Genomic DNA, 18,159 nt, shown 5'->3' with positions numbered 1-18,159 from the left:
TACTTTTATGAAAAGAAAGACGGATTTTCTTTTATAAAAGGCTTCTTTCCTTTTGCCAATTTTATGCCACAGACAAAAAGATGAACATCCTTTTATAAAAGAAAAACAGAAGGATAAAAATTATCCTCCGATATCCAAGAATTTTTTCCGACGCATCGACCGCAAGACATCCTGATCCATTGGCGTCAAAAAGGCCAATTCCTGAAGCAAGGCTGTTTTAAGAGCAGCAATAGCCGATTTAGGGTCACGATGTGCGCCACCGACCGGTTCAAGAACAATACGATCAACGATACCCAAACCATAAAGATCGGTTGCCGTCAGTTTCATCGCTGTTGCAGCATCACTGGCTTTACCTGCATCGCGCCACAAAATAGAAGCGCATCCTTCAGGGGAAATGACAGAATAGATGGCATGCTCAAACATTAAAAGGCGGTTTGCAGCGGCAATGGCGATAGCACCACCAGAGCCACCCTCGCCCACGATGACCGAGATAAGGGGAACACCTAAGGAAAGGCAGGTTTCTGTTGAACGGGCAATAGCTTCTGCCTGACCACGTTCTTCAGCATCAATACCGGGGAAAGCACCCGAAGTATCAACCAGACTGACGACAGGCAGACCAAAACGATCAGCCATCTTCATCAAACGGATAGCCTTACGATACCCTTCAGGCCGTGCCATACCAAAATTATGTTTGATCCGGCTGGCGGTATCATTGCCTTTCTCTTGCCCGATAATCATCACACGTTGATTATCTATACGAGCAAGGCCGCCGATAATCGCTTCATCTTCGCCAAAAAGACGATCGCCAGCCAAGGGGATAAAATCCTCACAAAGCCCCGATATATAGTCATGAAAATGAGGCCGTTCCGGATGACGGGCGACCTGCGTTTTTTGCCAAGGCGTCAGATGTGCGTAAGTATCACGCAGCAGCTTTTGCACCTTGACCTCGAGATCAGATATCTCGCGATCAAGATCCATTTCATCCGAAGTAGCTTTGCGAAGTTCAGCAATGCGAGTCTGCAACTCAGCTACGGGCTTTTCAAAGTCGAGATAAGAAACCATTATTGTTCGGTTAAGCCGCGTTTACAGGAACGTCAACGAGTGGATGACGTGAATTGACTAATTCTACCAGTTTTCGGCTGTCAACATGGGTATAAATCTGGGTAGTCGAAATATCCGCATGACCTAATAATAGCTGCAAGACGCGCAAATCTGCTCCCCCTTCGAGTAAATGTGTTGCGAAAGCATGTCGTAAGACATGAGGACTCACTCTTTCGCGTGGTAAATTCGCTTCGACAGCCAGTTCTTTGATAAGCTGGTAAAGCCTGATCCGGCTAATATGCCCTTTCCCTGATGGAAAAAGCCATAGACTTTTTTCTGGTACATGCACTAACCATTCGGCAACAGCTTCGGCTGCGCGATCGGATATCGGTACCAGACGCTCGCGCCCGCCCTTTCCTTTCAGAATAAGAAAAGGCTGTTTACGTGTAAAAGACTGTTTCGGCAAAGAAACAAGTTCGCTTGCCCGCAACCCTGAACCGTAAAGCAATTCCACCAAGGCAATCAGCCTTAAAGTCGGCGCGGTTGGTGCCCGTTGGTAGCGTTGCTGTAACGTTAAAAATAACTGTTCAACTTCTGCCGTCGACAGAATTTTAGGCAAATTCCGCGAAATGCCAGCATGGGGCAAAGACGCTGATGGGTCATCTGTCCTCATCGATTCTTCTAATAAAAACCGATAAAAATGTTTTAAGGCCGCCGATTTTCTAGCCACTGTATTGCGGGCATAATCTGACCACAAAGCCCCAAGACCCGCAAGATCATCTGTATCCGCTTTCACCAGCCCGTTATCAAGCTGCTGTGAAGCCAGCCTCAAATCACTACTATAGGCCATAAGCGTATTGGGAGAAGAGCCAGATTCTGCCGCCATCATTTCAAGAAAACGGAGAATAAGGCTTTCATCTTCGATCCGTGCTTCATTTTCAGATTTTTCTGACATCAGCCCATTCTCAGATTAAAACAGATGTACAATACCATCTTTTATGTGCGGCTCATCACTTCTGCCGCCATCATCCGTGCTTCACTTTCAAGGCCGACTTTTTTCATCGCTTTTAACATATGATAAAAAGTCGAAGGCGCGACCGACCGCCAAGAACGGTTTTGCATACCGATAGCGACAAGTAAAGCAACTGTCGCCGGAGCCTTAGCCCAGGCGGCTTTATCCAAGGCTTTTACCCAAGCATTTTCATCATAGAATGAAGCGTCATAATGATTTTGCAACCATCGGCTTTCTTCTTGATCAACCCGCTCTAACCCAGCCAAAGCGGCTATTGCCATGCGGGCGCGCCAAGGATCGCTTTGACTGGCTTTTTCTACAAAATGTCGGATACGGTTACGACTTAAATCCGTGACATTTTCAGCTGTGCCTAGAGCCAACAAGACCCATGCCGTATCGCTCTTATCTTCATCCATCGACTTGACGACAGTTGCCCACCGAGCAGCCGCCAGATCGAAACCGGCAGATAACATTGCTCCCAATAAATCAGGCGCATTATCACGATAACGTTGATCCGGCGTGATATAGCTGGCCGCTCTGGCGGTTAAGATCATGCCGGCATAATGATCATCAACTTCATCACCATTTTGGATCAAAGTTTCAACCGCCTTAATGCGGGCATTTTCGTCCCTGTTAATATAGGCCTGCTTTAAATCCGGAATGTCATTGGTAATAACCGTATCGTTATTATCATGCTCGCTATCATTGGCAGATAGGCCAGAATAAAAATCGACCAGAGCCGCATTAGAAAAAACACCCATAACGGCGGCTTTTCTGACCGCCGTTACTCTCGATCTTGCCGGAATCATCGTCGATCGAGCCAGAAACGCCCAATAAGCAGGATTGGTGCCGCCATAAAGATAATCAGGCAACAACAAACCTGCCGCCGTCGCCATACCAAAGCGCCAGAAGCTTAGATGTCCGACTTCACTACGATTAACATGGATCGTGTGATTGTCGTGACTACCTACAAGCGCCACTTTTTGCGCCAGCTTCCTGTCTGTTTGGTCACCTTTGTAATTGGCACGACTAAACAGCCAGTTCGAAACAGCATCATTCCCGCCAAGACCGGCACATAAAGCTCGCACCAAGGTTTCATTAGCGTCTTTTAACTCGGTATTGGCGAGATAAGGCAATAAAGGACAAAGGCCTGCCGGATCAGCTGTGGCTAAAACTGCCCTCGCGGTTGTTCCTAGTAAAGCATTCTCTGGAGGCAGCCCTGATTGCTGAACAAGCGCTCTTGCCGCATCCGCCTCCCCCAATTGCAATAACAGGTCAGCCCGCGCAGCAATCCAGTTTTCTGGAGAAATGTCTCTGGGTGCAGAGGCCTTTAATAATAAAGCGCGTCTGAGCGTAATTTCAGCCCAACGCGAAGCCAATGGCGTATCCACATGCTGCATCAGGTTAGCAAGATAGCGTCCCGATGGATTATTGCCCCAAGCCTCTTTTAAGTCACCGGCTTTGGCTCGGCTAATAAGTCCGTTATTCTGCCCTAAAAGATAATTTCCGTCTTTTTTTTCAGTTTTTTGTTTTTTTTCTATCCTAATAGGATGTTTTAAAGCATGAACTGAATAGGAATGGGTAGATGGCGTTTGACTCTGACCGAAACAAACGCCACTGCTTATTATTCCAGTGGACATGCCAAAAGATAGAAAGATCACCCATTGCCGCCAATAACGACTGATCAAGGGCTTCCGTCTATCTTTAGCCAATTTCCCCAAAAATGTTTTAGCGAGCAAGTACGTCATTACCGACGTCTTTTTCAATAGAGCGAATCGGGGCTTCAAAATGCATGAAGCCGAGGCTGAAAAAGCCAACGATCAAAATCAATATAATTCCCAGCAGGAAAGCGCGTAAAATTGACATATCCATCCTCAAAAGTCAGCCGATTTTGTTCATTTATTCGTTAACCTAGATAATTGTGTAATCTCATTTCTTTCGTGTATAGCGTCTTGGCCATGCTGCAAAGCCCTTCTTCTCCATATCCGCGCACAATTACCTTGATCGGTATGATGGGCGTTGGCAAGTCTACTATTGGTCGTCGTCTGGCCAGCCAGCTTAACATGCCTTTTTCAGATTCTGATCTGGAAATCGAAGAAGCGGCCGGACAATCCATAACAGAGATATTTGCCCATTTCGGTGAAACCTACTTTCGCAACGGTGAACGTCGCGTCATTTCACGTCTTATCGCTGGCGAGCCTAAGGTTCTGGCGGTCGGTGGCGGTGCTTTTATGGACAAAGAAACGCGGAAGCTAGTTCTTGAAAAAACATTGGCTATCTGGGTCAAAGCCGATATTGATACTCTGGCCGAAAGGGTCACCAAACAGGCTGATCGACCGTTATTAATCGGCCATGATGTCAGAACCCGTTTGCAAGAACTGGCGGATGTCCGTGACTCTTTTTATGCAATGGCACCTTTACATGTCTGGACTGGGGCACAGCCCCACGAAGAAATAGTGGATGCAATTATAATGGCGTTACCGCGATGAGCAGCGAAATTTCAAAAACCGTTACCGTGCCGATTGATCTTGGCAATCACAGCTATAAAATCGACATCGGGGCAGGTCTTTATCAGCAGGCGGTCTCTATTCTGACCCCTTATGCCCGCAATCAACGTTTTATTGTTATTACAGATGAAAACGTTGCCCGTTGCCAATTGCCTGAATTTGAGAAATCCTTTCATCAGGCCGGTATCACGGTAGATTCCATTATTCTGCCAGCCGGTGAATCCACCAAAAGCTGGCATCATCTTGCTGAACTTTGTGAGCAACTTATCTGGCGTGGCGTCGAACGTCGCGATGCGATTATTGCCTTGGGCGGCGGTGTTATCGGTGACCTCGTTGGCTTTGCCGCTTCTATTTTAAAAAGAGGCTGTCGTTTTATCCAGATACCAACCAGCCTTTTGGCACAGGTTGATTCCTCTGTTGGCGGCAAAACTGCGATCAACTGTGAAGCTGGAAAAAATCTTATCGGCGCTTTTCATCAGCCCGTTTTTGTTTTGATTGATCCAGATGCACTTAGCACCCTGCCCGCCCGTCAACTTCGGGCTGGTTATGGCGAAATCATCAAATATGGTCTCATTGACGATCCCGATTTCTTCACATGGTGTGAACAGCATGGCGTAGCTTTAATCGAAGGCGACAAAGCCAGCCGCCTTTATGCTATCGAGCATAGCATCCGCGCCAAGGCACTTATTGTCGCCGATGATGAAAAAGAACTCAGCGGCAAACGCGCCCTTTTAAACCTTGGGCATACCTTCGGCCACGCATTGGAAGCAGATACCGGTTTTTCCGATAAATTATTCCATGGTGAAGCGGTTGCCGCCGGTTGTGCTTTGGCTTTTGCATTTTCTTATGTCAAAGATTTGGCACCGAAAGAGGATGCAGAACGGATTATCCAGCATTTAAGAAAAGCGGGGCTTCCTGCCAGCCTTGAAGAAGCGGGTGTTAAAGCCTCTGGTAAAGAGCTGGTTGCCCATATGATGCATGACAAAAAAATGGAAGGCGGACGCCTGCCCTTCTTGTTAGCACGGGGCATCGGGAAAACTTTCTTGGATAAAGAAGTCAGCCTAGAAGATGTTGCGGCTTTCCTGGATAGCCCATTGGCTCGCAAAGGCGCGCTTTAAACTTTATCAATGTATTCAGAAAAAAGACCGTCCTGATCATTATCATGGGCGGTCTTTTTTATATCAAATCTTCATTCTTCCTCGCCAAATAAACACAGCTGCAACCAACCATCCGCCAATCATCAAAGACCCGCCAATTGGCGCAATATGGGCAATAATTTTTGGCGCGCCCAAGGCCAACCCATAAAGCGATGATGAAAAAAGAAACGCTCCCATTAAAAGAAGAAAAGCGGGTAGTCTATTCCCGACTTTCATTCTGATAACGATCACTGCAACGGCATGGATTAACTGAAAATCGGCACCCGTTTTTGCCCATAAAGCTGCCTGATCATGAAACGCATGCGCGCCTGCCGCTCCAAAGGCGACAGCAACAGCACCGGATAATGCCGCGAAGGCCGTTATATAGTCACGTTTCATAAAACGCTTTTTCCCTGACAAAAAACAAAAATCAGGCGGGTAAAGCCTCTGTCTTTGCAACGATCGCTGCGTCAAGAGCCGCAATAACGGTTTCAAAGGGCAAACAGATAGCCCCATGCCGTCCCGAATGGGGACGCGCCGCCGATAATGCCATCAGGCTAGGCCAGCTTGTAATTTCTTCTGTCTCTCCGGCCAGATATGCTTTCAACTCCCGCAGCGTTTCTTTCAATTCTGGCAAGGAACGACCTATAATATTTTGCCCCATCAACGCCGCAGAGGCTTGCCCTAAAGCACAGGCTGAAATTTCAATACCGATTTTGGTAATATGCTGTTTGTCATCAATGCAGACATCACAGGCCATATGACTGCCACAGATAGGCGCGCGCTTTTCGGCCTGACCATCCGCTATTTCCAACCGCTCTTCAAAAGGGATTGAAGTCGCTAATTTAATGATATCTCGCGTATAAAGCGTTTCGGCCATAAGAAATCTACCAAGAATGAAGTCTGAAAAGATAGCTTTTAGCTTATCATATTTTTCGACATTTGCTCCGGTATAAAAGACAGGAAAGCATCAAAATCAAATTATCGCTGATAACGGCAACAATTTAGGACTTCCCAGTAAAACCAGCGTTGTCGCTTTAAAATTCGATTTTTAATACAAAACCATAGCGCGTATTTTTCAACCAAAGCCTTTATTCTAGCAGTTTTGAACATCACACATGATCAATCTGTTTATCCTATCAGCCTATTCGCTTTTTAGAGGCGGCTTCTTATTATGGATTTTCTTTTTGGGGTCAGGTGACACCGTCTCGGATGTCTTATCACTATCTCCATCATCCGAAGGAAAAAACGCCGCCTCAATTGGTTTTGACATCATACGCTTTTTATAGGCCGCCACCTTATCCATTGGCCAACTTGTCGTTTCAGTTTTGCTATTTTGGCGAATATGCTGCCCAATCCAATTAGGGTCGGGAATACCGGTATAATCTAAAATAGCCGTGCTGCCATTTTGTAACCATGGATAGCTAACTGCCGATTCCAACCATAAAGGCACGCGGTGTTTGTAGTTACTGGAAAAGGTAGCATTGATCAGAATAATCACCAAAAACAGGCATTCTGCAATAATGGCGCCCTTAATCGCTCCAAATCCGGCACCCAAAACCCGATCGGGAAAGGCCAGAAAAGACCGTCTGACCTTGGCACCGATACTGTCGGACAACCACTGTCCGACAAAATAAACGCTTACAAATAACAAGACAAAAGAGATCAAGTTAGAACCAAATACGCCAACACCTAACCAGTTGTGGATTATGTTGGCGCCGGACACATGGCCTATTCTGACAGCGATAATCGCTGCCACCCAAGCAAATAGAGAAAGTGCAGCGCCGATAAAACCGCGCCAGAACCCCATAAATCCGCTGATAATCAACAGAGCGATGATCGCTAAATCGACTGGATGAAAATTGGTCATTAACGTCCCAGTAAATAATCCACACAATGACGAAGAGTTGAAAAAGAAGACACATTGATCTTCTCTTTGTTATCGACGATCTTAGGTATCAAAGCCTTGGTGAATCCTAGCTTAGCAGATTCCCGCAATCGCAATCGACTATGGGCAACCGGACGGATCTCACCCGATAAAGCAATTTCACCAAAGGCGACCGTTTCAGAAGGAATAGGTCGTTCGGCCAAGGCTGAAATAAGGGCAACGGCCACCGCCAAATCTGCCGCTGGATCAGTCACCCGATAGCCACCGGCAACATTCAAATAGACTTCTGCCGAAGAAAAATTGAGGCCGCAGCGCGCTTCCAATACCGCTAAGATCATAGCCAAACGGCCAGAATCCCATCCGACTACCGCACGTCTAGGCGTTGCCCCACTAGATAAACGAACGGTCAAAGCCTGCATTTCAACTAAAACAGGACGGGTGCCTTCCATCGCTGGAAAGACAATCGCCCCGCTCATATTTTCATCTCGGGTGGTCAAAAACAAACTGCTGGGATTGGCCACTTCGGACAGCCCCTGATCGGCCATAGAAAAAACGCCAATTTCTTCGGTTCCGCCAAAACGGTTTTTGGTCGTGCGTAATATTCGATATTGGTGGCTACGTTCTCCCTCGAAACTTAGAACGGTATCGACCATATGTTCTAAAACCCGAGGGCCGGCGATCGCGCCGTCTTTTGTGACATGACCGACCAAAATCAAGGCGACATTCGCTTCTTTGGCAAAGCGAATCAATTCTTGGGAAGAGGCTCGCACCTGACTGACCGTTCCCGGCGCACCTTCGATCATATCGGAATACATCGTCTGAATAGAATCTATAATCAGAAAATCTATGGCCGGTAGCTGTTCCAAAGTGGCGAGAATATCGCGAACCGAAGAGGCTGCCGCCAATTGCATCGGCGCTTGTTCGAAACCCAGTCTCTTGGCGCGAAGCCGTATCTGGTCAACTGCTTCTTCACCGGAAATATAGACGACTTGCTTACCGGATAACGCCAGACGAACACCTGCTTGTAGCAGCAAAGTCGATTTACCAATACCGGGATCGCCCCCGATTAAAGTCGCGGAGCCTGAAACAAAGCCCCCCCCCAGTACCCGATCAAATTCGGCAATGCCGGTTACAATCCGTTCTGGCAAAGGCTGTTCGGTCGCCAAATTGCCCAGTCTGACAATATTTCCACCAGTTCGGAGATTATGGCGATTCGAAAAAGGGGTTTTAGGCGCTATTTTTTCTTCAACTAAACTATTCCATGCACCGCAATCGGCGCATTGTCCCTGCCATTTGGTGGCAACTGAGCCACAGGATTGGCAGATATACCGTTTTTGTTGTTTGGCCATATTTTTTCATACGAACATAATGCAAACATGACAAGTAATGGCTCTAATTTGACCTTGCTTGATGAAAAACAATAAGAGAGAATAGCCCTATGCAATTTTTACGTACAATGTTCGCGGCGGTCATCTTCGCCATTTTTCTTACTTTTTGTGCCAGTAATTATAACATTTCTGTCAAGCTCCAAATGTGGCCGGGATGGGAAGCTGACATCAATATTGTTTTGCTATTGTTGCTGGTCTTTTTAATTGGGCTGGTTCCAGCATTGCTTTATCACAGTGCATCTCGCTGGAATTGGCGCAGAAGGATTGACAAGCTTAACCGTCAGATTGCAGATATGCAGCCAGAAAACCCGCCGTTAGAGACGCCATCACTCACCCAGAATGATCCTCGGTTTCCCGGCTAATAGAGTTTGATGCACTGTGCCCAATACTGACTTTTTATCTAATCCCGTTTTTGTCGCGCTTGATACGCCTGACCTTAAAAAGGCAGAAAAGCTGGCCAATATTCTTCGCCCCCATATCGGCGGCATAAAGCTTGGCCTCGAATTTTTCATGGCGCATGGCCATTACGGGGTTGAAAAAATAGCAGATCAAGGGCTGCCTATTTTTCTTGATCTCAAATTTCACGATATTCCGAACACGGTGGCTTCGGCTATCGAAGCCTTGTTCCATGCCATCAAATCGCCGCCTGCGATCTTAACAGTTCACACCGAAGGCGGCGAAGCGATGATGCGCGCGGCGAAAAAAGCTGCAGACAAAGGCTCTAAAGTTGTTGGTGTCACCATTTTGACCAGCCTTGATCAAAGTGATCTTGGCGTTATTGGTATGACCGGAACGCCGGAATCTCAGGTAGAAAAACTGGCACGCTTGGCACGTCGTTCTGGCCTCGATGGTATTGTTTGCTCCGGAGCCGAAGTCGAACAAGTTCATGAAGAATGGCGTGATGGCTTTTTTGTTGTTCCAGGAATCCGGCCTGCCGATAGTGTTGTTGGTGATCAAAAACGCGTTTGCACGCCTGTTGATGCATTAAATCGTGGTGCTTCGGTTCTGGTAATCGGCCGCCCGATTACCCGTGCAGATGAACCAGCCGAGGTCGCGTCTGCTATTGCCAGACAATTACGCCGGAAATAATCACTCTATAACCATAAAAACACTATGACCCGATGGATAATATCCTTTAGAGGTATCTGAACTTTCAGTTTATCTGACAGGTCTATCGGGTTTCTTTCCGGATGTAATAACAATGTCGGTTTGCACAAAAATATGTGGTTTATCCACGGAAGAGACTGTGTCCTCTGCGGTCAGAAATGGCGCGGACTATATCGGCTTTGTCTTTTTTGAAAAAAGCCCAAGGGCAGTTTCACCGGAAAAAGCAGCCATGCTTATCCGGCAGATCCCCGACCACATCCGGAAAATCGGTGTTTTCGTCGACCCCGACAACAGTTTACTGGAAAGAGCCCTCGCCTCCGGTTTAACAGGTTTTCAATTACACGGCCATGAAACGGCTGAACGGATAGCTTCCATCCGCGAGACATTTCCCAAGGTAACGATATGGAAAGCGCTTTCTATTGCCAGCAGTCAGGATCTGACACAGGCACCGCATTATCGCGGTTTAGCCGATCGGTTGCTTTACGATGCACGTACCGATGGCGTATTGCCGGGCGGTATGGGCAGGCGCTTCGACTGGCGTTTACTCAAAAATTATAAACATCCCTTGCCATGGGCTTTATCCGGCGGACTTGATGCCGGTAATATAGCTCAGGCTGTCGCTATCACCGGTGCAGAACTGGTCGATATTTCTTCGGGTGTCGAAACATCACCCGGTATCAAGGATATGGACAAGATTGCCCAATTCCTTCAAGCGGTTCGTCTATTATGAAACAATCCAATTCTGTTCTTCCGAATTCACTTCGCGCCCAACCGGATGCAGGTGGCCATTTTGGGACATTCGGTGGACAATATGTTCCCGAAACCCTGATGCCGATTATTCTCGAACTTAACGAAGAATACCGGCGCGCGTTGAAAGACCCGTCATTCATAGCAGAAAGAGATGATCTGCTAGAACATTATGTCGGTCGTCCTAGCCCGCTTTATTTTGCGCCTCGCCTGACAGAAGCATGGGGCGGTGCCAAGGTTTATTTAAAGCGCGAAGATCTCAACCATACCGGCGCGCATAAGATCAATAACTGCATTGGTCAGGTCTTATTAGCGAAAAGAATGGGTAAGACCCGCGTTATCGCGGAAACGGGTGCAGGACAGCATGGCGTTGCAACAGCCACCGTCGCCGCGCGCTTTGGTTTATCCTGCACAGTCTTTATGGGTGAACTGGATACAGAGCGCCAGCAACCCAATGTTTTCCGGATGAAATTACTGGGTGCCGAAGTCCGTCCGGTCAAGGCGGGTTCTCGCACTTTAAAAGATGCCATGAACGAAGCCCTGCGTGATTGGGTCGCTCATATTGATGACACCTTTTATATTCTAGGAACGGCCGCAGGCCCCCATCCCTATCCTGAAATGGTTCGCGATTTCCAATCCGTTATTGGACGTGAAGCCAGAGAACAAATTCAAAAAGCAGAAAACCGTTTACCTGATCTGTTAATTGCAGCTGTTGGTGGTGGATCAAATGCGATGGGTCTATTCCATCCATTCCTCGATGATACCGATGTTGCTATGATCGGCGTTGAAGCCGCCGGTGAAGGTATGGAAACCGGCCGTCATGCTGCCAGCCTGACAGGCGGCGCACCGGGTATTGTTCACGGAAACCGCACTTACCTGCTCTATGACGAAAACGGCCAGATCAAAGATGCGCATTCTATTTCAGCCGGTCTTGATTACCCCGGTATTGGCCCTGAACATAGCTGGTTAAAAGATATAAAACGTGTCCGTTATGAAACGATTACGGATAACGAAGCCTTGGCAGCATTCCAGCAACTTTGCGAATTGGAAGGCATTATTCCGGCATTGGAATCTTCCCATGCTTTGGCAGAAGCTGCGAAAATAGCGCCGACAATGGATAAAGATAAAATCATTATTGTTAATCTTTCTGGGCGTGGCGACAAAGATATCTACACAGTAGCCAACCATTTAGGGGTCAAGTTATGAGCCGGATTGCCGATACTTTTGCTAAAACAAAAAAAGAAAATCGGGCAGCTCTGATTGCCTTCATCACGGCTGGTGATCCGACACCCGATGCTACGCCGCGTTTGTTAGACAGCTTGGTTGATAATGGCGTCGATATTATCGAATTGGGCATGCCTTTTTCTGATCCAATGGCGGATGGCCCCGCTATTCAAAAAGCTAATTTGCGAGCTTTGGCTGCTAAAACAAATTATGGCGATATTTTCAAAATCGCGACCGAGTTCAGAAAACGTCATCCAGAAACGCCGCTGATCCTGATGGGCTATGCTAACCCGATGACTTTCAAGGGGAGCGATAGTTTTTCAAAATCAGCCGAAGAAGCTGGTGTGGATGGTGTAATCTGCGTGGACATTCCACCGGAAGAAGATGCCAGCTTGGGCGTGGCTATCCGTGACAAAGGTCTGGATATGATCCGTCTGGCAACGCCGACCAGCGATGAAGCCAGATTAAAAGTCATTCTTAATGGGGCTTCTGGCTTTCTTTATTATGTCTCAGTCGCCGGTGTTACAGGCCTTCAGCAGGCAACCGAAGCCAGCATTGACTCCGCTCTCGATCGCATCAAAGCTGTGACCGATTTACCGGTAGCCGTTGGTTTTGGTATCCGTTCACCGGAACAAGCCGCGGCTGTTGCTAAAAAAGCGGATGGGGTTGTTGTTGGCTCGGCATTTGTTGCTTGTATTGAAAATGCCGTTACCCATAACCAAGACCCTAATGCGGCATTAGAAAAACTGGCCAAAGAATTAAGTTCGGCCATTTCCCATGCCCGTAAGGAGATACGTGTATGAGTTGGCTCGAAAAAGTTCGTAACAAGATACCCTTCATCGTCAAACGTGAAACGCCTGACAATCTGTGGCATCGCTGCTCCAGTTGTCAGACCATGATCTTTAATAAAGATTATGAAGAAAACCTGTCGGTTTGTCCGAAATGCGGCTTCCATGGCCGCATCGGAAGCCGTGCTCGTTTCGACTCCCTGTTTGATGAAGGCGATTACAGCGTTCTTCCGCCACCTGTCGTGCAAGAAGATCCTTTGAAATTCCGCGACACCAAGCGTTATGCGGATCGGTTAAAAGCCGCTCGCTTGAAATCAGGCGAGAACGACGCCCTGCTTAACGCCAAAGGTCTTTTTGGTGGACGGCAAACGGTCATCGGGGTGCAGGACTTCTCCTTTATGGGGGGATCTATGGGCTTGGCCGTCGGTAGCGCATTTGTTGCTGGCGTAAAGGCTGCGATAGAATGTCGCTCTCCTTATATCATCTTCACCGCCGCTGGTGGCGCACGCATGCAAGAAGGCATTTTGTCTTTGATGCAGATGCCAAGAACCACAGCCGCGATTGCTGCATTAAGAGAAGCAGGACTGCCTTATATTGTCGTGTTAACTGATCCGACAACCGGTGGTGTGACTGCTTCTTATGCCATGTTGGGCGATATTCAGATTGCCGAACCGGGTGCCTTAATTGGTTTCGCTGGACAGCGTGTGATTGAATCGACCATTCGGGAAAAACTGCCAGAAGGCTTCCAACGGGCAGAATATCTGCTCGCACATGGTATGATCGATATGGTTGTTCCCCGCTTTGAAATGCGTGATCGTTTGATCTCGCTTATGGATTATCTGCTCCCTGTCAGCGAACCGGCCTGACAGAGCTTCCCTTTCGAGATATAAAAAATGGCTGATCACGCCCGTTCCGATAATCCTGATGTTCAATTCCAACTAGACCGACTGGCACGCCTTTCTCCGGGTAGTGACATACTGGGATTAAGCCGTATTAGCGAATTGTTAGAACGGCTTGATCATCCAGAACGCCGCCTTCCTCCGGTTTTTCATGTCGCCGGAACCAATGGCAAAGGCTCAACCTGCGCCTTTCTCAGAGCAGCGCTTCAGGCTGCTGGTTTATCTGTCCATGTTTACACCAGTCCCCATCTGGTGCGTTTCAATGAACGCATTCGGATAGCCGATAAGCTGGTTGATGATGAAACTTTGGCGGCTCTCCTGAAAGAAGTACTCGATATCGGGGAAGATGTCGGTGCCAGCTTTTTTGAAGTTACAACGGCGGCAGCCTTTCTGGCTTTCTCTCGGAAACCGGCCGATGCCTGTATCATTGAAGTTGGCTTGGGTGGCAAGCTGGATGCAACCAACGTTATAACTAACCCGATTGTCTGCGGCATTGCCCAGCTTGGCGTCGATCATCAGGCATTTTTAGGCGATAATGCCGAAGATATCGCTGCCGAAAAAGCGGGCATCGCCAAAGAAAATATCCCGATCGTCACGCAAGCCTATGAACCGTCTATTGCTGCCCAAATCAAAAATGTAGCCGAAGCTAAAAAAGCTATCTGGTTACCGCGTGGTAGCACATGGGAATGGACGATTTATCAAAACGAACTGCATTATCGTGATAAGGAAGGGCGCGTACATTTGCCCCTACCCCGCCTGAATGGCAGTCACCAGAATGAAAATGCAGCCTTGGCTATTGCAATGCTCCGCCATCAGAAAGTTATTCAGATACCGGAAGCTGCCTATAAAGCAGCCATGGGATGGGCTTTCTGGCCAGCACGGCTACAGCATGTCTCTGATGGAAGCTTGGTGAGCCAGTTACCCGTTGGTGCGGAATTGTGGATTGATGGTTGCCATAACCCTGCAGCAGCGCCCTCTACTGCGGCTTTTTTCAAAGAACATGTGGAAAGAGAGAAAAAGCCTTTTCATCTGATTATGGGCATGTTGTCCAATAAAGATGCAGAAGGCGTTCTTCGCTTTTTTGGCGCGACACAAGCACGCTTTTATGCCGTTCCCGTGCCAGGCCATGCTTGTTACCCTTCAGAAGACCTAGTCTCTCTGGCGAAAAAGAATGGCATGTCTGGCCGGATAGCGGCCTCACCGGAAGAAGCGCTTCGCCTGATATCTCGCGAAGCATCCCCCGATTACCCGCCTATTATCGCAATAATAGGGTCTCTCTATCTGGCAGGCTCTTTCCTGAAAGCCAACGAAACGCCGCCAGAATAATTGAAGTTAACGGTGGCGGAAGTTTTAGGAATAGTCTTCCGCCTCTGTAACCGACCGATCGACCATGCCCGACCGCATCATAAAGGCATAAAGGAAAATACTGGGTAACGCGATCAGGGTCGTCAGAATATAATAATTCACATATCCCATGGCTTCGATCAGCGCACCTGCTGTAGTTCCCGTCAAAAAGCGCCCTAGAACGCCAGCCAAAGCACTAAGCAAAGCAAATTGTGTTGCTGTAAAACGAAGGCTGCACAATGCCGACAAATAAGCGACGACGGTAACGCCACCAATACCGCTTGAAAAATTTTCAAATCCGACAGCAAAAATCAACATCGGCATGGAATGCCCACATGCTGCTAAAACCGCAAAGCTAACATTCGAAATAGCCATCAAAATAAGGCTCAACATAACCGAGCGTTTCATACCCATGCGGGCAAATAAAATACCCCCCACAAAGATACCCGCCAAAAGCGCAAAAAAGCCGATATTGATATCACCCAGCAAAATTTCTTGCTTGGTAAAGCCAAGGCTGACCAACAAATTACGCAGCATTAAATTGGCCATTGTATCTCCAACTTTATGGAGAAGGATAAAGAGCAAGACCATCCAAGCCCCTTGGCGCTGCAAAAAATCACGCAAAGGATTGATAAACGCCTCAATCATATCGCTGGGCTTTTTCAAAGGTTTGGGTTCACGATATTGGTGAGGTTCGCCCATAAAAATAGAGGTAACGGGCGCAATCAGGACAAAAGGCGCACAGGCCATATAACCAATATGCCAATTCCATTTATCAGCCAGCAACAAGACGCCAGAACTAGCTAAAAAAGAACCAATACGCCACCCATATTGAGATAATCCCGAACCAACACCCAAACGTGACGGATCTAACAACTCGATACGATAGGCGTCCAAAGTGATATCCGCTGTCGCACCACAGAAACCTAAGAAAAGCGCCCAGAAAACGACCTGCTCCAAATGTTGATAAGGGTCTGCCATGCCCAGCATAAAAATAGCAAAAGCGGTCATAATCCCGCTTATCCACAGCCAAGCCCGTCTTTGCCCGATCATTTTTGTCAAAAACGGCACAGGGCAACGGTCAATTAAAGGCGCCCATAACCATTTCAAGCTATACATCAACAAAGTCAGGGCAAAAGCTGATATCGATTTTTTATCAATACCGGCATCCGACAATCGATGAGTCAAGGTTGCGGCTAATAAAGTGTATGGTATACCGCTCGCAATACCGAGAAAAAATGCCGCAAGGGATGCTTTCTCGAAATAGGGCATAAAGGTATTTTCAATACGTTGCGCCCAATCCTTCATTCTTTTATGAATGGCCTGTTTCCTGCTAAATAGAAGATTGCGTCTGTTTATGGCCTAGCTTTAGCCGGAATTATAACGAACATCCACATCGGAAGGGATGACTTTGAAATAGAAAATATCGAGCCGTCTTCTTTAAAAGAATTTTGTTTATTTGCAAAAATAAAAAAATAATTTTTACATTTGTAAAAAAATTTCCTTTCTAAAAGAAATATTTTGTTTAAAGAACATAATCACATCAATTCCTGATCGGGAATTTCTTCTATCTTGTATTCGAATTAATTTATTGCTTTAAAATGATAGAATTTAAAAATTTTTTGTTTGATAAATAAAAATTAAACATTTAATTTTATTGAAAATATTGAAATTATATTTCTGGAGAAGAGAGTGGCAAAAAGGCTCACCTTTTGGATTGTGATAGCCTTAATCGCAGGCTTGATCGTTGGTGCGGTCATGAATTTGACTATTCATGATAAAAGCTGGATTGACTATCTGGTTGAAAATTACCTGTCATTATTGACCGTGATTTTCTTAAAACTGATCAAAATGATCCTTGCTCCTTTGGTCTTTGCTACATTGGTCACCGGTATTGCCCATATGGGCGACGGGAAAGAATTAGGCCGCATCGGTCTCAGAACCATGTGCTGGTTTATCGGGGCAAGTCTTATATCGCTGGCATTGGGGCTTATACTCGTTAATATTCTCAAACCGGGTAATGGTTTGAATTTTGTGCCTCCTGCGGTTTCGGCTTCCTCTGTCGGTGCCACGGCGCCATCCTTTTCATTAAAAGACTTTATCAACCATTTGGTGCCGCAATCCGTGGTTGATGCCATGGCACATAACGAAATTCTGCAAATCGTTATTTTCTCGGTCTTTTTTGGTTTGGGTCTCGGTTCACAGGGCAGAAAAGCCGCTCCGATTTTACGGGGTATCGAAAGCCTGTCCCATGTGATGCTGAAAGTGACCAATTACGTCATGTGGTTTGCGCCTCTGGCTGTTTTTGCCGCAGTGACCTCGGTTATCGCACAACGTGGTTTCAGCATTATTCTGACCTATGGTTATTTCATTGGCAGTTTTTATCTCGGCTTGGTGGTTCTCTGGGGCGTTATTCTTCTCGCAACCCGATTGGTTGTCGGTAAAGGCGCTCTCAACATCATTCCGCTGTTGAAAGCGCCAGCACTGATTGCTTTTACAACCTCGTCTTCCGAAGCCTCTCTGCCGCCGACATTGGAAGCACTCGAAGCTTTCGGTGTCCCGCCTCGTATTGCCGGATTTGTTCTGCCTTTGGGTTATTCCTTTAACCTTGATGGCACCATGGTTTATTGCACCTTTGCCACGATGTTTATTGCCCAATCATACAATATTCATCCGCCCATGGGTCAGCAAATCATCATGTTGCTGATGCTAATGATTACTTCAAAAGGTATTGCCGGTGTGCCGCGTGCCAGCTTGATCGTCATTGCCTCGGCACTCTCCTTCATGCAGATTCCAGAAGCGGGTATCTCCCTTATTCTGGCGGTCGATCATTTCCTTGATATGGGTCGTTCCGCAACCAATGTTATCGGTAATGCTGCAGCCAGCATGGTCGTTGCTAATTGGGAAGGTGAGCTGAAAATTCCGAGCAAAGAGGAAGTCGAAAAAATAGAAGCTGCATAAAATTTTATTTTTTATAGCCTGACCTGTCATAGGTCAGGCTATAGATGGTTGTTTGACAGAAGCTGTGATTCGCCTATGGCTGTTTCCGGTATTCTAAGCCTTTTGCTACGGCCAAGC

19 protein-coding genes are annotated in these 18,159 nt (G+C 47.1%); 10 read left to right on the top strand and 9 right to left on the bottom strand.

Going from position 1 to position 18,159, the window contains the following annotated elements; translation table 11 throughout:
* Window positions 1-120: 120 nt before the first annotated feature.
* The 4 genes from FBY58_RS03100 to FBY58_RS09320 are packed head-to-tail and all read right to left on the bottom strand — an operon-like array spanning window position 121 to window position 3,919.
* On the bottom strand, window positions 121-1,062 hold the full coding sequence (locus FBY58_RS03100) for an acetyl-CoA carboxylase carboxyltransferase subunit alpha (protein ID WP_141919439.1): 942 nt from the start codon (window positions 1,060-1,062) through the stop codon (window positions 121-123).
* 10 nt (window positions 1,063-1,072) lie between these two features.
* Window positions 1,073-1,996, bottom strand: a complete 924-nt coding sequence (locus tag FBY58_RS03095; RefSeq protein ID WP_141919438.1) for a tyrosine recombinase — start codon at window positions 1,994-1,996, stop codon at window positions 1,073-1,075.
* A 41-nt stretch (window positions 1,997-2,037) separates the two neighbouring features.
* Entirely contained in the window at window positions 2,038-3,801 is a 1,764-nt protein-coding gene (locus tag FBY58_RS03090) for a hypothetical protein (protein WP_260432072.1), read from the bottom strand.
* Window positions 3,782-3,919, bottom strand: a complete 138-nt coding sequence (locus FBY58_RS09320) for a hypothetical protein (RefSeq protein WP_185738171.1) — start codon at window positions 3,917-3,919, stop codon at window positions 3,782-3,784. The genes FBY58_RS03090 and FBY58_RS09320 overlap by 20 nt, the downstream gene beginning before the upstream one ends.
* A gap of 92 nt (window positions 3,920-4,011) precedes the next feature.
* Here FBY58_RS09320 and FBY58_RS03085 point away from each other — a divergent pair, with 92 nt between their 5' ends.
* Window positions 4,012-4,542, top strand: a complete 531-nt coding sequence (locus FBY58_RS03085; protein WP_141919437.1) for a shikimate kinase — start codon at window positions 4,012-4,014, stop codon at window positions 4,540-4,542.
* Entirely contained in the window at window positions 4,539-5,678 is a 1,140-nt protein-coding gene (gene aroB / locus FBY58_RS03080; RefSeq protein WP_141919436.1) for a 3-dehydroquinate synthase, read from the top strand. Before FBY58_RS03085 ends, aroB begins: the two co-directional genes overlap by 4 nt.
* Window positions 5,679-5,741: 63 nt before the next feature.
* On the opposite strand, the gene FBY58_RS03075 is transcribed toward aroB, so the two are convergent.
* The 4 genes from FBY58_RS03075 to radA form a co-directional block, all read right to left on the bottom strand.
* Window positions 5,742-6,095: a DUF423 domain-containing protein gene (locus FBY58_RS03075; RefSeq protein WP_141919435.1), complete on the bottom strand. Its 354-nt coding sequence runs from the start codon at window positions 6,093-6,095 to the stop codon at window positions 5,742-5,744.
* Window positions 6,096-6,126: 31 nt separating this feature from the next.
* Window positions 6,127-6,576, bottom strand: a complete 450-nt coding sequence (locus tag FBY58_RS03070) for an iron-sulfur cluster assembly scaffold protein (protein ID WP_141919434.1) — start codon at window positions 6,574-6,576, stop codon at window positions 6,127-6,129.
* Window positions 6,577-6,840: 264 nt separating this feature from the next.
* Entirely contained in the window at window positions 6,841-7,566 is a 726-nt protein-coding gene (locus FBY58_RS03065; protein ID WP_141919433.1) for a CvpA family protein, read from the bottom strand.
* Complete coding sequence (gene radA / locus FBY58_RS03060; protein ID WP_141919432.1) at window positions 7,566-8,933, bottom strand: DNA repair protein RadA; 1,368 nt, start codon at window positions 8,931-8,933, stop codon at window positions 7,566-7,568. The genes FBY58_RS03065 and radA overlap by 1 nt, the downstream gene beginning before the upstream one ends.
* A gap of 89 nt (window positions 8,934-9,022) precedes the next feature.
* Between radA and FBY58_RS03055 the strand changes: the two genes are divergently transcribed.
* From FBY58_RS03055 to FBY58_RS03025, 7 genes are all read left to right on the top strand, one after another.
* Window positions 9,023-9,334 (top strand): lipopolysaccharide assembly protein LapA domain-containing protein, encoded by a 312-nt coding sequence (locus tag FBY58_RS03055; protein ID WP_141919431.1) that lies wholly within the window; start codon window positions 9,023-9,025, stop codon window positions 9,332-9,334.
* 16 nt (window positions 9,335-9,350) lie between these two features.
* Entirely contained in the window at window positions 9,351-10,061 is a 711-nt protein-coding gene (pyrF, locus tag FBY58_RS03050) for an orotidine-5'-phosphate decarboxylase (RefSeq protein WP_141919430.1), read from the top strand.
* A 112-nt stretch (window positions 10,062-10,173) separates the two neighbouring features.
* Window positions 10,174-10,809, top strand: coding sequence for a phosphoribosylanthranilate isomerase (locus FBY58_RS03045; protein WP_141919429.1), 636 nt, complete (start codon window positions 10,174-10,176; stop codon window positions 10,807-10,809).
* A complete protein-coding gene (gene trpB / locus FBY58_RS03040) occupies window positions 10,806-12,032 on the top strand; it encodes a tryptophan synthase subunit beta (protein ID WP_141919428.1) in 1,227 nt (408 codons plus the stop codon). The genes FBY58_RS03045 and trpB overlap by 4 nt, the downstream gene beginning before the upstream one ends.
* Window positions 12,029-12,853 (top strand): tryptophan synthase subunit alpha, encoded by an 825-nt coding sequence (gene trpA / locus FBY58_RS03035; protein ID WP_141919427.1) that lies wholly within the window; start codon window positions 12,029-12,031, stop codon window positions 12,851-12,853. The genes trpB and trpA overlap by 4 nt, the downstream gene beginning before the upstream one ends.
* A complete protein-coding gene (gene accD, locus FBY58_RS03030; RefSeq protein WP_141919426.1) occupies window positions 12,850-13,704 on the top strand; it encodes an acetyl-CoA carboxylase, carboxyltransferase subunit beta in 855 nt (284 codons plus the stop codon). Before trpA ends, accD begins: the two co-directional genes overlap by 4 nt.
* 27 nt (window positions 13,705-13,731) lie before the next feature.
* The gene (locus FBY58_RS03025; RefSeq protein WP_141919425.1) at window positions 13,732-15,063 is read left to right on the top strand and encodes a folylpolyglutamate synthase/dihydrofolate synthase family protein; all 1,332 of its coding nucleotides are present in this window, start codon (window positions 13,732-13,734) and stop codon (window positions 15,061-15,063) included.
* A gap of 24 nt (window positions 15,064-15,087) precedes the next feature.
* Here FBY58_RS03025 and FBY58_RS03020 read toward each other — a convergent pair whose 3' ends face one another.
* The gene (locus FBY58_RS03020) at window positions 15,088-16,389 is read right to left on the bottom strand and encodes an AmpG family muropeptide MFS transporter (protein WP_141919424.1); all 1,302 of its coding nucleotides are present in this window, start codon (window positions 16,387-16,389) and stop codon (window positions 15,088-15,090) included.
* 384 nt (window positions 16,390-16,773) lie between these two features.
* Here FBY58_RS03020 and FBY58_RS03015 point away from each other — a divergent pair, with 384 nt between their 5' ends.
* Window positions 16,774-18,042, top strand: a complete 1,269-nt coding sequence (locus FBY58_RS03015; RefSeq protein WP_141919423.1) for a dicarboxylate/amino acid:cation symporter — start codon at window positions 16,774-16,776, stop codon at window positions 18,040-18,042.
* Window positions 18,043-18,159 lie beyond the last annotated feature (117 nt).

Source organism: Zymomonas mobilis (genome assembly GCF_006715975.1).
GTDB classification, from domain to species: domain Bacteria; phylum Pseudomonadota; class Alphaproteobacteria; order Sphingomonadales; family Sphingomonadaceae; genus Zymomonas; species Zymomonas mobilis_B.
Note: the sequence above shows the minus strand (reverse complement) of the source record. Positions and strands in the feature narration are given on the sequence as shown.

What these genes read in the sequence shown, in the direction of transcription:
- FBY58_RS03100 (WP_141919439.1), bottom strand. Translation starts at nt 1,062, where the DNA reads ATGGTTTCTTATCTCGACTTTGAAAAGCCCGTAGCTGAGTTGCAGACT.
- FBY58_RS03095 (WP_141919438.1), bottom strand. Translation starts at nt 1,996, where the DNA reads ATGTCAGAAAAATCTGAAAATGAAGCACGGATCGAAGATGAAAGCCTT.
- FBY58_RS03090 (WP_260432072.1), bottom strand. Translation starts at nt 3,801, where the DNA reads ATGACGTACTTGCTCGCTAAAACATTTTTGGGGAAATTGGCTAAAGAT.
- FBY58_RS09320 (WP_185738171.1), bottom strand. Translation starts at nt 3,919, where the DNA reads ATGTCAATTTTACGCGCTTTCCTGCTGGGAATTATATTGATTTTGATC.
- FBY58_RS03085 (WP_141919437.1), top strand. Translation starts at nt 4,012, where the DNA reads ATGCTGCAAAGCCCTTCTTCTCCATATCCGCGCACAATTACCTTGATC.
- aroB (WP_141919436.1), top strand. Translation starts at nt 4,539, where the DNA reads ATGAGCAGCGAAATTTCAAAAACCGTTACCGTGCCGATTGATCTTGGC.
- FBY58_RS03075 (WP_141919435.1), bottom strand. Translation starts at nt 6,095, where the DNA reads ATGAAACGTGACTATATAACGGCCTTCGCGGCATTATCCGGTGCTGTT.
- FBY58_RS03070 (WP_141919434.1), bottom strand. Translation starts at nt 6,576, where the DNA reads ATGGCCGAAACGCTTTATACGCGAGATATCATTAAATTAGCGACTTCA.
- FBY58_RS03065 (WP_141919433.1), bottom strand. Translation starts at nt 7,566, where the DNA reads ATGACCAATTTTCATCCAGTCGATTTAGCGATCATCGCTCTGTTGATT.
- radA (WP_141919432.1), bottom strand. Translation starts at nt 8,933, where the DNA reads ATGGCCAAACAACAAAAACGGTATATCTGCCAATCCTGTGGCTCAGTT.
- FBY58_RS03055 (WP_141919431.1), top strand. Translation starts at nt 9,023, where the DNA reads ATGCAATTTTTACGTACAATGTTCGCGGCGGTCATCTTCGCCATTTTT.
- FBY58_RS03045 (WP_141919429.1), top strand. Translation starts at nt 10,174, where the DNA reads ATGTCGGTTTGCACAAAAATATGTGGTTTATCCACGGAAGAGACTGTG.
- trpB (WP_141919428.1), top strand. Translation starts at nt 10,806, where the DNA reads ATGAAACAATCCAATTCTGTTCTTCCGAATTCACTTCGCGCCCAACCG.
- trpA (WP_141919427.1), top strand. Translation starts at nt 12,029, where the DNA reads ATGAGCCGGATTGCCGATACTTTTGCTAAAACAAAAAAAGAAAATCGG.
- accD (WP_141919426.1), top strand. Translation starts at nt 12,850, where the DNA reads ATGAGTTGGCTCGAAAAAGTTCGTAACAAGATACCCTTCATCGTCAAA.
- FBY58_RS03025 (WP_141919425.1), top strand. Translation starts at nt 13,732, where the DNA reads ATGGCTGATCACGCCCGTTCCGATAATCCTGATGTTCAATTCCAACTA.
- FBY58_RS03020 (WP_141919424.1), bottom strand. Translation starts at nt 16,389, where the DNA reads ATGAAGGATTGGGCGCAACGTATTGAAAATACCTTTATGCCCTATTTC.